General features: G+C 64.4%; 11 protein-coding genes. 8 read left to right on the top strand and 3 right to left on the bottom strand.

The genetic code is table 11. The features are described from left to right. Positions 1–94: 94 nt before the first annotated feature. From hpf to secA, 3 genes are read left to right on the top strand one after another with little or no spacing between them, the layout of a single operon-like run. Positions 95–820: a ribosome hibernation-promoting factor, HPF/YfiA family gene (hpf, locus tag ACZYZ4_RS02420; protein ID WP_463857821.1), complete on the top strand. Its 726-nt coding sequence runs from the start codon at positions 95–97 to the stop codon at positions 818–820. Positions 821–852: 32 nt separating this feature from the next. Beyond that, the gene (locus tag ACZYZ4_RS02425; protein WP_463857823.1) at positions 853–2,121 is read left to right on the top strand and encodes a winged helix-turn-helix domain-containing protein; all 1,269 of its coding nucleotides are present in this window, start codon (positions 853–855) and stop codon (positions 2,119–2,121) included. A 42-nt stretch (positions 2,122–2,163) separates the two neighbouring features. Further along, positions 2,164–4,902: a preprotein translocase subunit SecA gene (gene secA / locus ACZYZ4_RS02430; RefSeq protein WP_463857825.1), complete on the top strand. Its 2,739-nt coding sequence runs from the start codon at positions 2,164–2,166 to the stop codon at positions 4,900–4,902. A gap of 120 nt (positions 4,903–5,022) precedes the next feature. Here secA and ACZYZ4_RS02435 read toward each other — a convergent pair whose 3' ends face one another. Both ACZYZ4_RS02435 and ACZYZ4_RS02440 read right to left on the bottom strand, forming a co-directional pair. After that, positions 5,023–5,490, bottom strand: a complete 468-nt coding sequence (locus tag ACZYZ4_RS02435; RefSeq protein WP_463857826.1) for an Rv3235 family protein — start codon at positions 5,488–5,490, stop codon at positions 5,023–5,025. Positions 5,491–5,533: 43 nt separating this feature from the next. Further along, positions 5,534–6,367 carry a LysM peptidoglycan-binding domain-containing protein gene (locus ACZYZ4_RS02440; RefSeq protein ID WP_463857828.1) on the bottom strand — a complete coding sequence of 278 codons (834 nt, stop codon included), beginning with the start codon at positions 6,365–6,367 and terminating at the stop codon, positions 5,534–5,536. Between the two features lie 147 nt (positions 6,368–6,514). Here ACZYZ4_RS02440 and ACZYZ4_RS02445 point away from each other — a divergent pair, with 147 nt between their 5' ends. Beyond that, positions 6,515–7,087 carry a hypothetical protein gene (locus tag ACZYZ4_RS02445; RefSeq protein WP_463857830.1) on the top strand — a complete coding sequence of 191 codons (573 nt, stop codon included), beginning with the start codon at positions 6,515–6,517 and terminating at the stop codon, positions 7,085–7,087. Positions 7,088–7,199: 112 nt separating this feature from the next. Here ACZYZ4_RS02445 and ACZYZ4_RS02450 read toward each other — a convergent pair whose 3' ends face one another. Continuing rightward, positions 7,200–7,415 (bottom strand): helix-turn-helix domain-containing protein, encoded by a 216-nt coding sequence (locus tag ACZYZ4_RS02450; protein ID WP_463857832.1) that lies wholly within the window; start codon positions 7,413–7,415, stop codon positions 7,200–7,202. A 152-nt stretch (positions 7,416–7,567) separates the two neighbouring features. On the opposite strand from ACZYZ4_RS02450, the gene ACZYZ4_RS02455 reads away from it, so the two are divergent. From ACZYZ4_RS02455 to ACZYZ4_RS02470, 4 genes are all read left to right on the top strand, one after another. Next, complete coding sequence (locus ACZYZ4_RS02455; RefSeq protein ID WP_463857834.1) at positions 7,568–8,212, top strand: hypothetical protein; 645 nt, start codon at positions 7,568–7,570, stop codon at positions 8,210–8,212. Further along, complete coding sequence (locus ACZYZ4_RS02460) at positions 8,209–9,507, top strand: CpaE/TadZ family protein (RefSeq protein ID WP_463857836.1); 1,299 nt, start codon at positions 8,209–8,211, stop codon at positions 9,505–9,507. The genes ACZYZ4_RS02455 and ACZYZ4_RS02460 overlap by 4 nt, the downstream gene beginning before the upstream one ends. Before the next feature lie 66 nt (positions 9,508–9,573). Beyond that, positions 9,574–14,427 (top strand): NAD-glutamate dehydrogenase, encoded by a 4,854-nt coding sequence (locus ACZYZ4_RS02465; RefSeq protein WP_463857838.1) that lies wholly within the window; start codon positions 9,574–9,576, stop codon positions 14,425–14,427. A gap of 28 nt (positions 14,428–14,455) precedes the next feature. Continuing rightward, positions 14,456–15,925 carry a sensor histidine kinase gene (locus ACZYZ4_RS02470; RefSeq protein ID WP_463857840.1) on the top strand — a complete coding sequence of 490 codons (1,470 nt, stop codon included), beginning with the start codon at positions 14,456–14,458 and terminating at the stop codon, positions 15,923–15,925. Positions 15,926–15,968 lie beyond the last annotated feature (43 nt).

Consider the following 15,968-nt stretch of genomic DNA (forward strand, 5'->3'; position numbering starts at 1 on the left):
CTTTCGATGGCGGCTCGGAAAGGGGCTTGACTGTCAAGCAGATCGGCCTTGGGATGTGCCGCCGTCGTGTCACCGAAGTCATTTGGAGGGCACCATGGAGTTTATGATTAGCGGACGAAATCTGACGGTCTCAGACCGCTTCCGCGAATACGCCGGTGAGAAGATCTCGAAGATCGAGTCACTTGGCGACAAGGTCCAACGGGTTGACGCGAAGGTTTCCAAGGAAACGAATGCACGCCAGACCGGCGACCAGCTCACCGTTGAAGTGACAGTCCTGGGCCGGGGACCCGTAATCCGTGCCGAAGCCAGCGCCGCAGACAAATTCGCCGCATTCGATCTCGCGTACACCAAACTGCTTGAACGCCTCCGCCGCGCCAAGGACCGCAAGAAGGTCCACCACGGGCGCCACACACCCAAGGCAGTACGTGAGGCCACCGCGGCACTGGAGCCCGCAAGTGCCAGTGAACCCATATACGTCGAGGCGAGCCATCGCAGCGAACCCCAGGCGCCGCCCGTTGAACGATCGCCCTACGAGGTCGAGAACGACATTCCGGCAGGGGACTCCCCGGTGCTGATCCGGCGCAAAGTTTTCCCTGCGGCCTCCCTCACCCTTGACGATGCTGTGGACAACATGGAGCTCGTGGGCCATGATTTCTACCTGTTTGTGGACAAAGCCACCAACACACCCTCGGTCGTCTACCGGCGCCGTGGATGGACATACGGGGTGATCACCCTGGACCACGAATGCGAACCGGGGGACACCCCCGTCGAAGAAAAGATCCTCGCCTACCGCTCCGATGACGAGGCTGCAAAAATCTAGGGCGGTTTACGCCCCTCAATGAAAGGACCGATGTGCCAGCGACGCTGAGCCTTAACCAGGCCCGGCGGATCGCCCTGGCAGCTCAGGGACTCGACAAAGGACGGCCCGCCGGCCCCGTGACCTCACGGACGGTGGGCCGTGCCTTTGCCCGGATCCAGCTTGTCCAGATCGATTCCGTCAACGTGTTGTCACGCAGTCACTTTCTGCCCTTCTTTTCAAGGCTCGGCAACTACGACCGCACCATTCTTCAGCGGATGGCCAGCTCGCCGCCGAGACGAATGATGGAGTACTGGGCGCACGAGGCCAGCTTCATCCGGCCCGAGCACTTCCAGGACCTCCTCTTGTGGCAGAAACGCACGTGGGTGGGTGCGTCCGCCATGGACCCGGAGCTGCGCGACGCGGTGGCCGGAAAGATCCTCGGCGCCCTCGCCGCCGGGCGGCCCATGACAGCGGTGGAACTGACGGCGAACATTGGGCACGTGGAGGAGCGGCGGGACGACAACTGGGGATGGAACTGGAACGCCGTCAAACGCGTGCTTGAAGACCTGTTCGAGGCCGGTATCATTTCCGCGGCGTCAAGAACCGAACAGTTCGAGCGAAAGTACACGCTGACGGCCAAAGTGCTGCCGCGGCGGCTGTCCCTCGAAGCCACCCCGGACCCTGTTGAGGCGATGCATCGGCTCATCGATGCGGCTGCGCAAGCCCATGGCATCGGAACCGTGAAGTGTTTCGCGGACTACTTCCGTACACCGGTCAAGGCGGCTGCCGCGTCGGTGGACCATCTGGTCAGCACAGGGAGGCTAGAGCCGGTGACAGTCGCAGGCTGGGACCGGAAGGTATACCTCCACGCCGGTGCCACAAGGCCGCGGCGGGTGGCAGGGCGGGCCCTGCTCAGTCCCTTTGACTCCCTCGTCTTCGAGCGCCGCCGGCTGGAGGAGCTCTTCGGGTTCCGCTACCGGATCGAGATTTACACGCCCGCGCACCTCCGGCGCTTCGGGTACTACGTCCTGCCCTTTCTCCTGGGCGACACCATCGTGGCGCGGGTGGATCTTAAAGCGGACCGTGCGGCAGGAAAACTGCTGGTCAGGTCCGCCTACGGTGAGCCGGACGCACCGCCAGGGACCGCCGTCGAACTCGCAGCCGAGCTGGAACTGATGGCTGAGTGGCTGGAGCTGGGGGACATTGTGGTCAGCCCGGCCGGGGACCTGGCGGAGTCCCTCGCGGGCGCCCTGCGTCTCCGCGGGTCCGCTGCGCTCTCAGGGAACACCGGCCGCGTGGCCTGTGTCTCTCCCGTAGACTAAAAACGCCAGAATTCGGCAGCATAAGACTGGGAGTATCTTCACGTGGCATCACTTATCGAAAAACTTCTCCGCACGGGTGACAAAAAAACCCTGCGGCAACTGCGGAACTATGCCGACTCCATCAATGCCCTCGAAGACTCGTTCAAAACCTTCACGGATGCTGAGCTCCGCGAGGAAACTGACCACCTCCGCGCCCGCCACCAGGACGGCGAGCAACTGGACGATCTCCTCCCGGAGGCCTTCGCCGCCGTGCGCGAGGCCTCATCCCGCACCCTGGGCATGCGTCACTTTGACGTCCAGCTTATGGGTGGCGCGGCACTCCACCTGGGCAATATCGCCGAAATGAAGACCGGCGAAGGCAAGACCCTCGTGGCCACCGCGCCCGCTTACCTTAATGCCCTCACCGGCAATGGCGTCCACGTCATCACGGTGAACGACTACCTTGCCGAATACCAGTCAGACCTCATGGGCCGGGTCTACCGCTTTCTTGGCCTGACCAGCGGTTGCATCCTGTCCAACCAGGATCCCGCCGTGCGCCGGCAGCAGTACGCCGCGGACATCACCTATGGCACCAACAACGAATTCGGCTTCGACTACCTGCGCGACAACATGGCGTGGGACCAATCAGAACTGGTCCAGCGCGGCCACAACTTCGCCATCGTTGATGAGGTCGACTCCATCCTCATCGATGAGGCCCGCACGCCGCTGATCATTTCCGGCCCTGCCCAGGGCGACACCAACCGGTGGTACAGCGAATTTGCCAAGGTGGTGCAGCGTCTGAAGGCCGGCGAGGACTACGAGGCGGACGAGAAGAAGCGCACCGTCGGCGTCCTGGAGAGCGGCATAGAAAAGGTGGAGGACTACCTGGGCATCCAGAACCTCTACGAATCCGCAAACACTCCGCTCATCGGGTTCCTGAACAACGCCATCAAGGCCAAGGAACTGTTCAAGCGGGATAAGGACTACGTCATCCTCGACGGCGAAGTGCTGATCGTTGACGAACACACTGGCCGGATCCTGGCCGGGCGCCGCTACAACGAGGGTATGCACCAGGCCATCGAGGCCAAGGAAGCCGTGGAGATCAAGGCCGAAAACCAGACCCTGGCCACGGTGACGCTCCAGAATTACTTCCGGATGTACTCCAAGCTGGCAGGCATGACCGGCACGGCCGAGACTGAGGCCGCCGAGTTCATGGGCACGTACAAGCTCGGCGTGGTGGCCATCCCCACCAACCGGGACATGCAGCGACTCGACCAGTCGGACCTGGTGTTCAAGAACGAAAAGGTGAAGTTCGACGCCGTGGTGAAGGACATTGCCGAGCGTCACGAAGAGGGCCAGCCGGTCCTTGTGGGCACCACGAGCGTGGAAAAAAGCGAATACCTCTCCGGGCTTCTCGCCAAGGAAGGCATCAGGCACGAAGTCCTGAACGCCAAGAACCACGCCCGTGAAGCGGCCATCGTTGCGCAGGCCGGACGCAAGGGTGCTGTCACCGTGGCCACCAACATGGCCGGCCGAGGCACTGACATCATGCTCGGCGGCAACGCCGAATTCACCGCGGTGGCCGACCTGGCCAAGCGCGCGCTGGACCCGGAAGAGAATTCCGAGGAGTACGAGGCCGCCTGGCCGGCCGCCCTGGAGACGGCCAAGCAGTCCGTGAAGGACGAACACGAGGAAGTACTGAACCTCGGCGGGCTGTATGTCCTGGGAACTGAGCGTCACGAATCCCGCCGTATCGACAACCAGCTCCGTGGCCGTTCCGGCCGCCAGGGCGACCCCGGCGAATCACGCTTCTACCTCTCCCTGACCGATGACCTGATGCGGCTCTTTAACTCCGGCGCGGCCGAACGGCTGATGAACAGTTCCGTCCCGGATGATGTGGCGTTGGAATCGAAACTGGTTTCCCGGGCCATCGCGTCTGCGCAGGGCCAGGTTGAAGGCCGCAACGCCGAGCAGCGCAAGAATGTCCTCAAGTACGACGACGTCCTGAACCGCCAGCGCGAAGCCATCTACGGTGACCGCCGCCGGATCCTCGAAGGTGACGACCTGCACGAGAAAGTCCAGTTCTTCGTGGAGGACACCATCATCGCCCTGATCGACTCCGCCACGGCCGAAGGCAATGGCGACGACTGGGACTACACGCAGCTGTGGACCAACCTGAAGACGCTTTACCCCGTCAGCGTCACACCGGAAGAGATCATCGAGGAAGCCGGGGGCAAGTCCAAGCTCACTGTTGAATTCCTCAAGGAAGAACTGCTCTCCGACGCCCGCGTGGTCTACCAGACCCGGGAAGAGACCATCGGTTCCGAAAGCATGCGCGAGCTGGAACGCCGCGTGGTGCTGTCGGTCATCGGGCGTAAGTGGCAGGAACACCTCTACGAGATGGACTACCTCAAGGAAGGCATTGGCCTGCGCGCCATGGCACAGCGTGACCCGCTGGTGGAATACCAGCGCGAGGGCTTCACCATGTTCCAGAGCATGATGGAGGCCATCCGCGAGGAAAGCGTCGGTTTCCTGTTCAACCTTGAAGTTGAGGTCACGCCGGCCCAGGATGTGGTGGTTCCGGACGCAGCAGGTGGCCACACCGAGCACGTTGAGCCGCAGATCCACGCGGCCGGCCTGGAAGCGCCGGAGAAGCCCGCCCAGCTTCAGTACACGGCACCCGGTGAGGACGGCGCATCCCAGACCCGGGTGGAGGCGCGCTCCTCATCCAAGTCGGGCAACCCCGCCAAGGCTGCAGCACAGGACGCCACCAAGCGTCCGGCCAAGAAAAAGCGCCGCTGATCCAGCCACAGTTTCCAGGACAAACTGCAGGGCCGTAGCTGGACACAAGAAGTGCCCGGAGCAATTAGCTCCGGGCACTTCTTCGTCTGTGACCAGTTCCCGTCAATTGTGGGCAACCGGTCAGCCGACCAAAAACTCAGTCACGCGCCAGACCTGCTTGCTGCGTTCAAGCCGGACCGCCACAGCTCGGGCGCGGACATCGTCAACCACCACGGCGCTTGCCTCATAAATACCCGGGGCGACCTCGCAGGCGCGGACTGAGCGCACAATGGAGTTCCTGTGCAGCCGGGCCAGGGATGGCGAGGCGGACCGGGCCTGTTCGCGGCGGATCAGGGCCGCGCGGTGCTGCAGTACGGCGAGGCAGCGTGGATCCATGCGGCGGGCGAGCTGGTGGATCGGCCGGATGCCGGCGAGGACTTCCATGGCCGCCTGCACGGTACCGCGTGTGATCGCCAGGATTTCGGAGTTCTCGTCTGCGGCACGCAGCGGCGCGACCGGTGCGGTAGTGGTGCGCAGAGGAACCTGTCGGACTGCTGCCGCGCGGCCCGGGTTGGCCGTGGCGGAGCGGATTGGCGTAACTGCGTACATGTGATTCCCCTTAGTCGTGAGCTGATGAATATCGGAACGTCGGCTAGGCCGTGGAAGGTACTTTCAAAATCTGCCCTGGCAGCAGGACGTGCGGGCTTTCGCCGATCTGGGATTTGTTGGCCTCGTACCAGCGAGGCCAGTGGAGGGCGACATCGACATCCGAGGCCGACGGGCCCAGATGGCGGGATGCGATGTCCCACAGCGTGTCGCCTGCCAGCACCGTAACTTCACTCAATGCCGGGGGTGTGCCCTGTTCCGCTCGGACGGGCTGGGCCGCCATCAGGCCGGGGTCCGGGACCGGGGGGCTGGGACGCCAGTCGGGCCGGACCGCAGCCGCAGGAGCTTGGGTGACCTGTTCTTCTGGGTCCCCGGGAGCTGTGCTCTCTGCTTCCGGGGTCTGCCCGTGGCCGTTTGAGGGGGACCATTGGGCCTGGACGGCAACGCCGAGAACCGGTGCATCCTGGATGGCCACTTTCTGCGTAGGTACCCATGCGGGTCCGGCCGGCGGTACGGCCGCGTGAGCCAACGGTGCCGACAGCAGTTGCACCGACAGTGCGGCCACAGCGAGCCGCCGCATAAATGCCGGGCAGCACTTGCCTGCCCTGTCGGCTGCCCGCCGATTGCCGCACCTGTCCAGGACGGCAGCCGTTGACGCCAAAATCATCGAGAAGATCCACCACGCCACGATAGCCAGCCCCGCGGCGACAGCCACGGCACCAAGAAGGTCATCGACGTCCGGGCCTTGCCGGCGGGCTGTGGACACTTGCCACCGATCCACCATGCCCCCGCCGGCAACGCAGAGAAAGAATCCCAACAGGAAGATGGACGCTGCCATGACGGCGTCTGCGCGGAGACCACGTGCTGTACCTGCCGTCATGGTGTTCCTATCTTATGTTTGATGCAGTTTGATGCAGTTTAATAAATGTAGAATCAGTTTGACGTAGCTTTGTGGGATTTGTCCAGAGACTGGAGTGAAGTTGTTGGTGATTGACCGCGAATGAAGCCGCACCCTACGCTTGGCCCCATGCGTTGGGATGCTCTGTTCAGTGATATGGAGGCACAGTTCGCCGAGGGCGAGCGGCTGGCCTTCGATGCCGAGATCTCCGAGCGGGCAAGAGCTGAAACAGCATCCCTGGCCCTGGCTGACCGCTTGCGGGGTTCCCTGAACAGCCACGTGGCCGTGCACCTGGCGTGTGGTCGCGTCTTCGAAGGAACCCTGAGCCATGCCGGCGCCGACGCCCTGGTCCTGAACGAGTTGCGTCACCAGGTCCTGATCCCGTATCGCGCGGTGACGCGCTACGCGGGCCTGGGGCGCGTGTCCGTGGCCGAGACTTCGCAGGTGCGGCGCCGGATCGGATTGGCACATGCGCTGCGGGGCCTCGCGCGGGACCGGGCCGAACTTGCAGTTACTCTGCGCCACGTGCCGGAAAGGGACGCCGGGCTGGCCGGAGTCATTGACAGGGTGGGCAGTGACTTTTTGGACCTGGCGCTGGTCAGTCCCGGGGAGTCCCGGCGGGCATCGCAGGTCCGGGAGGTTGCCACGATTCCCTTTGCGGCGCTGGGTGCCCTCCGGTCATGGAGTGCATGGGATCTGTAGCTGTGGGCCAGAGTTTTTGTCCAGATAATCGAGATTTCCGGCCCGTTTGAGGCGATCTGGACAAAAACTCAGCGGACCGTGGGGGTAGCGGCGGCGGACGCCCGGGCCTGGATCAGCCTTGCTTGGCTTTGGCTTCCTGGATCATGCGGCTGGTCTCGGCGTAACGCTCTTCGATGTATTGCTCCAGCATCTTTTCCTCGACGCGCCACTGCCCGCGGCCACCCACCTGGATGGCTTTCAGCTCTCCGCTGCGGACCAGGGCATAGGCCGCCGGCGAGTTGATCTGCAGCTGTTCAGCAACGTCGGCGAGAGTGAGGAATCTGGGCATACTTCCATTTTGCCATTGAAGGTGCCATCTAGTGCGGTTATCCACACTTTGATGTTGTTTGGTCTTTTGACTTTTGTTCCGGAGCCCATGCCGTAACAATGAGGTGTCCGGGCGCAGCCAACCGTCTGGACCGGAGCTAGGGGGAGAAGAGCATGAGTCACGATGCAGCTACTACAGGTGCCAGGCTGAAACCGCCGTCGTGGAAGGATCCCCGCCTGCTGGTTGGCGTACTGCTGGTCCTGGCATCGGTGGTGGGAGTGATCTCCCTGGTTGGCAGCGCTGACCAGACCACCGAGGTTTACGCCGCCCGGGACTCCATTGCGGTGGGTGAGAAGCTGACCGCGGACAATGTGGTCCGGGCCAAGGTCCGCCTGGGTGAGACCGAACAGCACTACGTCACCGTTGCAGCAGGGCTCCCCGGCGGGCTGGTGGCAGTCCAAAGAATCGGCAGGAACCAGTTGGTGCCAAAGGAAAGTCTGGCCACTGTGGATGCGTTGGACCGCAAGCCCGTGGCCGTGACCATTGATGAAGCACTGCCGCCGCAGGCGGTGGCCGGGACCCGGGTGGATGTCTGGGTTGCCTTGCCCGATGCGCGCAACGGTTTCGGTGAGCCGAAGCTCCTGCTGCCCGGCGCGGAAATTGCACAGGTGACCGCTGGCTCCACTGCCTTGGGGTCCTCCCGCAACACGGTGTTGATGGTGCTGGTTGCCGACAGCCAGATGCCGGCCATCCTCGGCGCGCAGGCGAACCAAGCCAAAATTTCAGTGGTGTGGAACCCGGGCGGCGGGGCCTCATGAGCATCCCCGTGGTCACCGTGGGCCAGGCCCGCGAGGACGTGGTGGGCGGGTTGGAGCGGCTCCACGGTCCCGTCACGGTGGTCCGGCGCTGCGCCGAACTGACTGAACTGCTGGCCGCCTGCCAGAGCGGACTGGCGCGGGCGGCGGTTGTGGCCGATGGCTGCGAGGGCCTGACTGCTTCGCTCGTTGACCGGCTCGGCGCCGTGGGCGTGGCGATCATCGCCCTCACGGATGACGCCGACGAGGCCGCCAGGCTGCGCGGGATCGGCGTCGCGTCCGCGCTGACCGGAGTGGAGTCTGCCGCCCTGGCCGGCAGGATTGCCGAGGCGGTTGCCCAGCTGACCGGCACGGCCAAAGATACGACGTTCGGGAGCGGGCTGGGGGACACCAGTGCCGCGCTGCGTCAGCGTCCCGCCGACCAAACGGACGTGCCACCGGCCTCCGGGGCGGGCAAGATCATTGCCGTATGGGGTCCCGCCGGTTCACCCGGCCGGACCTTCGTTGCGGCCAACATCGCGGGCGAGCTGGCTGCGGATGGGAAGTCTGTGCTCCTCGTCGACGCCGACAGTTACGGGGCCAGCATCGCGGCAGTCCTGGGCCTGCTGGACGAATCTGCGGGGATCGCGCAGGCCTGCCGGCTTGCCGACCAGGGACTGCTCGACGCCGATGCGTTGCTGAAGGTGGCCACACCGGTCACCACCAAGCGTGGGACTTTCCGGGTACTGACCGGGATCACGCGGGCGGACAGGTGGACCGAATTGCGGGCAGCAGCCCTGTCGCTGGTGCTGGAACGCGCGAAGGAGGTTGCCGACGTCGTGGTTGTGGACACCGGCTTCTGCCTGGAGGCGGACGAAGAACTCAGCTTCGACACGATGGCTCCGCGTCGGAATGCCGCGACCCTGCGGAGCCTGGAACTGGCGGACACCGTCTATGCCGTGGGGGCCGCCGATCCGGTGGGGGTTCCCCGGCTGGTCCGCGGACTCGCGGAGCTCGAGTTGGCGGTACCGCACGTGTCACCCGTTGTGGTGATGAACAAGGTCCGGGCGGCGGCGGTGGGGAGATCCCCGGAACGCCAGCTGAAGGATGCGTGGGGGCGGTATGGCCCGTCGTCGCAGATCGCGTCCTTCCTGCCGGCGGACAGCCCCGCAGCTGACGCGGCGCTGCTCGGCGGCTCACTGCTGCTCGAAACGGCGCCGGATTCCAGGCTCAGGCAGGCGATCGCCGAATTGGTTTGTGCACCTGTCCAGCGATCTTCCCGATCCTCTGTATTTTCTTCCACACCGAGGCTTCAGTGAAAGGGCTAGGCTCACCGTAGGAGCTGCAACGGTGCAGCATCAAACTTGTGATGGAGGCGTTTGTCGATGTCGTCTGGATCCAGCGTGGAGGATCAAGCCTTGGCTATTGGTGACCGGGAGGGATTCCTGGCGGATTATTACCAGCATCTTGCCGAAGAGGATGCCCGGACTTATTCCCCGGAGGTGCTGGTCAGCCGGGCGGAAACCCACCGCGGTGTCGCCGCGAACCGGCTGCCGGGCCAGGCTCAGGTTTCGATCGTCAACGAGGAGGACAGCAGTGTCGTCTATGTTGTGACGGACGATATGCCTTTCCTTGTTGACTCGGTTAACGCCGAGCTTGTGCGCCAGAACGCCGCCATCGGACTTGTCCTTCATCCCCTGTTCGTGGTGACCCGGAACCAGGAAACGGGACAGCTGGTTAAAGTTGACCGCGTCCCGTCGCATATCGGTCTCTCCAGCGGTGATACGGCGGCGATGCCCATGCTGTCGCACCTCATCGCGCAGGGCGAAAACGCCTCCCACATGGAGTCGTGGATCGCCGTGGAAATCAGCCGCGTCTCCGACGAGGCAAAGGCGTCGTTGCTGGACGGGCTGGACCGCATCCTGGGAGACGTGCGCGCCGCCGTCGAAGACTGGCCCAAGATGCGCAACAAGGCCCAACAGATTGCCGCGAGCCTGGACCAGGTGTCCCACCGGGCCCAGATTGCCGAACTGCGGCAGGCGCAGGACCTTCTGCGCTGGCTCGACGACGGCAACTTCACTTTCCTCGGATACCGCGAGTACGACCTCGTCAACGTCGACGGTGAAGATGTACTGGAACTGCGTGAAGACAGTGGTCTCGGACTGCTCCGGGCGAAGCCGGGCGCTCCGCATATGCAGCACCTCACCGACGCCGGACGAAAAAAGGCACGGGAAAAACGGGCGCTGGTAATCACCAAGGCAAACTCACGGTCCACGGTCCACCGTCCCGCGTACCTTGACTACATCGGCGTGAAGAGTTTTGATGCGGCAGGCAATGTCAACGGCGAGCGCCGCTTCATCGGACTGTTCGCGACCAGTGCCTACGCCGGATCTGTCCGGAACATCCCCATAGTGCGCGAGAAAGTGGACGCCGTGCTGGGCAATGCCGGCTTCCCGCCGGACTCACACTCCGGCAAGGACCTTTTGGGGATCCTGGAGACGTACCCCCGCGACGAGCTGTTCCAGATCGAGACCGAGGACCTGGCGGCCACCGCAACCGGCATCCAGAGATTGCAGGAGCGGCGACGAACCCGTCTGTTCCTCCGGCCGGACATCTACGGCCGTTTTATGTCCGCGGTGGTCTACCTTCCGCGTGACCGGTACACCACCAATGTCCGGCTCCGCATCGAGGAGGAACTGCGGACCACGTTCCAGGCCGAGTCCATCGACTACGAGGCGCGGATGACCGAATCGGCCCTCGCACGCCTGTTCTTCCGGATCCGCCTGCCCAAGGGCTCCGAGGTCAGCCACGTCAACGCTGATGAGCTTGAAGCGCGACTGGTCCGGGCGGCCCGTTCGTGGAGTGAGGGCATCGTTGAAGTCCTGCGGGAACGCGGCGCTGATGAGGAGGCGAAGCAGCTCGCCGCGATCTGGTCGGAGGCTTTTCCGGCCGGCTACAGGGTGGATTACGAAGTTGAAGATGCACTGGAGGACATCGCCCGTTTCGAGAAATACGGGGCTGAAGCCGAGCGCGCAGCCGGTGCCAGGCAGGAACGGCCGGGCGTCCACGTGTACTTGCCCAAGGGCGCCGGTGAAGTCCTGGAAGAGGATGCCCGCGTCAAGCTGTACATGCTGGAGCCCAAGAGCCTGAGCCAGATCCTGCCGTTCTTCCACAATCTGGGACTCGAGGTGCTGGATGAGCGGCCCTTTGAGATCGAGACGGCTGACCAGCGGGACTTCTTCCTCTACGACCTCGGGCTGAAATACCCTGCCGGGATTGATCCGCTGGCTACGGGACAGCTGCTGGCTGACTCGTTCGGTGCGGCCGTATCCGGCGCCGTTGAGTCGGACAGTTTTGACCGGCTGGTGCTGCGTGAGGGGATGCAGTGGCGCCAGATCACGGTCTTGCGGGCTTATGCCCGGTATATGCGGCAGATGGGGAACACCAACTCGGTGGGCTTCATGGCGGACACTCTGCTCGCTAATCCCGACGTCACCAAGGCCCTGACGGCTCTTTTCGCGGCCCGGTTCGATCCCGCCCTGAGTGGGACCGAGCGCCTTGCGGCGCAGGAGAAGGTCCGCGGCGACTTGTCAGCTGCCATTGAAGAGGTGGCAACGCTCGACGCCGACCGTGTGCTGCGGACCTTGGCGAACCTGATCGAGGCGACCCTCCGCACCAACTACTACCAGTACAAGAAACACCTGAGCTTCAAGCTCGATCCTGCCCGGATTGAGGGTCTGCCGTTCCCGCGGCCGATGTTCGAAATCTGGGTCTATTCCCCGCGGGTCGAGGGCGTCCACCTCCGCTTCGGCAAGGTGGCCCGCGGCGGCTTGCGCTGGTCTGACCGGCGCGAGGATTTCCGGACGGAGATCCTTGGCCTGGTGAAGGCGCAGACCGTCAAGAACGCCGTTATCGTTCCCACCGGCGCCAAAGGCGGTTTCTTCGCCAAGCGGCTGCCCGACCCCGCCGCGGACCGTGCGGCGTGGATGGCTGAGGGTGTTGAGAGCTACAAGACGTTCATCCGGGGTCTGTTGGACCTCACTGACAACCTCGTCGCGGGAGCTGAGGGCGAAACTGTAGTGCCGCCGTCGGACGTTGTAAGGCACGACGACGACGACTCCTACCTTGTGGTGGCGGCGGACAAGGGGACGGCCACGTTCTCGGACATCGCCAACGGGCTGGCGGCTGAATACGGGTTCTGGCTTGGTGACGCGTTCGCCTCCGGAGGTTCGGTGGGCTATGACCACAAGGCCATGGGCATCACGGCCCGCGGGGCCTGGGAGTCTGTCAAGCGCCACTTCAGCGAGCTGGACGTGGACACCCAGACCCAGCCGTTCAGCGTGGTGGGCGTGGGGGACATGTCCGGCGATGTGTTCGGCAACGGCATGCTCCTGTCCCGGCACATCCGGCTGCTTGCAGCCTTCGACCACCGGCACATCTTCCTTGACCCCGCGCCGGAAGCGGAATCGTCGTTCGTGGAGCGGCGGAGGCTGTTCGAACTGCCGCGGTCCTCGTGGGACGACTACGACAAATCCCTCATCAGCGAAGGCGGCGGCGTGTACGCCCGCCAGGCCAAGTCCATTCCGGTCTCGCCGCAGGTCCGGGCGGCGCTGGGTCTGCCCGAGGCGACCACCGAGCTGAGCCCGCCGGAGCTTCTCCGCGCCATTCTGCTCGCCCCCGCCGATCTGCTTTACAACGGCGGGATCGGAACGTACGTCAAGGCCAGCACCGAGTCCAACGCCTCCGTGGGTGACAAGGCCAACGACGCCATCCGCGTGGACGGCAAGGACCTGCGGGTCAAGGTGGTGGGCGAAGGCGGAAACCTGGGCATGACGCAGCGCGGCCGCATTGAAGCGGCCCTGCAGGGGGTCATCCTGAACACCGACGCGATCGACAACTCGGCCGGCGTCGACTGCTCCGACCATGAAGTGAACATCAAGATCTTTGTGGACCGGATGGTGGCTGCGGACAAACTGACCCCGGAGGAACGGGCAGGCTTCCTCGCCTCCATGACGGACGAGGTGGGGCGGCTGGTCCTCGAGGACAACGTGGACCAGAATATCCTGCTCCTGAACGACCGGATGCGGGTTGCCGAGTGGAGCCCCAGCTATGAGCGCCTCATGGACTGGCTGGAGAAGTCTGCCGACCTGAAGCGCGACCTGGAAGCGCTGCCCAGCACCGAAACACTGCGGGAGCGGCTGGGGCAGGGGCAGGGGCTGACGTCACCGGAGCTGTCGGTGCTGGCGGCCTACGCGAAGATCGAGCTGGCGTCGGCGCTGCGTGACAGCGACCTCGCCGACGATCCGTGGTTCCGCGGGACGCTGCGCGCGTATTTCCCGCAGCAGTTGCGCGAACGGTTCGACGCCGAACTGGACACCCATCCGCTGCGACGCGAGATTATTGCCACGGTGGTGGCAAACGACATGATCAACATGGGCGGTATCACGTTCGCATTCCGCACCATGGAGGAAACCTCCGCCACGGAGGTGGCCGTGGCCAAGGCCTTCGTGGCGCTCCGCGAGATCTTCGACCTGAACACCATGGTGGGGGAGCTGAACAGCCTGCCGGCGTCGTTCCCCACCGAACACTGGAGCACCGTCCACCTGGACATCCGCCGCCTGCTGGACCGCGCCGTCCGGTGGCTGCTGGCCCAGGGCGGCACGTCCCGGCCCATCGCGGAGACCGTGGCCGAATTCAAGCCGCTCCTGGACCCGATGCGCGCGCGGCTGCTGGATTATCTCCGTGGTGATGACCGTGACCGCGTTGTCAGTTGGCTGGAGACCGCGCACGGGTGGGAACTTCCGGATGGGCTTGCCTTCCGGTGGGCGGAGCTCTTCGAGAGCTTTGCCCTGCTGGACATCGCCAAGATCGTGCATGCCCGTAAGGAACCGGTGGAGGAGATTGCGGCGGTTTACTACACCGTGTTCAACCGCTTCCACGCTGACAGGCTGCTGGAACGGATCAGCAGCCTGCCGCGCCAGGACAGGTGGCAGGCACTGGCCAGGGCCGCACTCCGGGATGACCTCTATTCCACCGTCTCGGACATGACGACGGCGGTACTCGAGTCGACAGCGTCCGGGGACTCTGCCGAGGACAGGCTGAAGGACTGGGAACGCCAGAATGCCGAGCAGCTGGGCAGGGCGAAGAGCATGTTTGACGAGGTCAACTCGCTCGAGGCCGACGATATGGCCTCACTCTCGGTAGCATTGAGGCTCTTGAGGTCAATCGTCCGACGCTAGGAATCCCGGCGTCGTAACTGGAGGTGCAGTGGCAATCTTTACGGACCCCATCAGGGAACACGCTGATTTCGGGCCGGGCGATGCCGAATGGCTGCACCTCCTGGTGGGCGACTGGCAGATGGTCGCTGACTTGGCGTTCGCTGACCTGGCGTTGTGGTTCCCGCACCCGGATCACGGTTATGTGGCGCTGGCGCATGTCAGGCCGTCCACCACGCACACCGTGTTCCACGGCGACTTTGTGGGCGAGCCCATCCGGCAGGACCTGCAGCCGCTGGTGGACAAGGCCTGGAGCAGCCGCGCCATCGAACGGTCCAGTGAGACCAACTGGAGCACGGACATGGCGTTGCGGGTGGAGGCTGTGCCGATGGTCCGCAACGGCCGGACCCTGGCTGTGGTGACCACTCACATGGACCTGTCCAGTTCCAGGATGCCGTCCCGGCTGGAACTGACGTACCGGCAGTGCGCCTACGATCTCCTCCGGATGGGAACGCTGGGACTGTGGCCCGATTTCGCCTCGCCCACCGGTTCGCGCCGCGGCGCGCCTCGTGTGGGGGACGGGCTGATCAGGCTCGATGCCGAAGGAATTGTGCAGTACGCAAGTCCCAACGGAGTATCGGCCTTCCGGCGGCTGGGCGACGGCGAGTCGCTGGAAGGCCGTTCCCTGGCCGAGGTGACCGCTGGGCTACTGAAGGACCGGCGGCTGGTGGACGAGACGCTGCCGCTGGTGGTGACGGGTCGGATGCCGTGGCGCAGTGAGATTGAATCCCGTGGTGTGAGCCTGTCACTGCGGGCCATCCCGCTGCGGGATGAGCAGCAGCGCTTTGGTGCGCTGGTGCTGTGCCGGGACGTCTCGGAGCTGCGGCGCCGGGAGATGGAACTCGTCACCAAGGATGCAACCATCCGCGAGATCCATCACCGGGTGAAAAACAACCTGCAGACCGTGGCTGCCCTGCTGCGCATGCAGTCCCGCCGGATGGTCAGCGACGAGGCCAAGCAGGGCCTGGAGCAGGCGATGCGGCGCGTGGCCACCATCGCGCTGGTCCACGAGACACTTTCGCAGGGCCTGGCGCAGAGCGTTGACTTCGACGAGCTGATCGGCCGCCAGTTCAGGCTGTCCGCTGAGGTCGCGTCGCCCTCGCAGCAGGTCAAGACCGAGAAGTCCGGACTTTTTGGGGAACTGCCCAGCGACTTCGCCACCCCGCTGGCACTGGTCATCAATGAACTGGTGACCAACGCCGTCGAGCATGGCCTCGAAGGACGCACGGGCACCGTGTGGCTTATCGCCGACCGTTCGGAGGAAGAGGACGGCGAGGAACTGCTGACCGTCACCATTGCCGACGACGGAGTGGGACTGCCGGATACGCCGCACGTCGAGGGACTGGGGCTGCAGATTGTCCGCACACTGGTCACCAGTGAGCTGGGCGGCTCAATCCAGTGGCACCCGCGCGACGGCGGCGGAACGGCTGTCCAGATCCGCCTCAGCCTGGCGGCCAGGTAGGCGGCTGGCCGAACCGGCGACTTAACTGGCGATGGCCGCGACC

The organism is Pseudarthrobacter adonitolis (genome assembly GCF_055412845.1).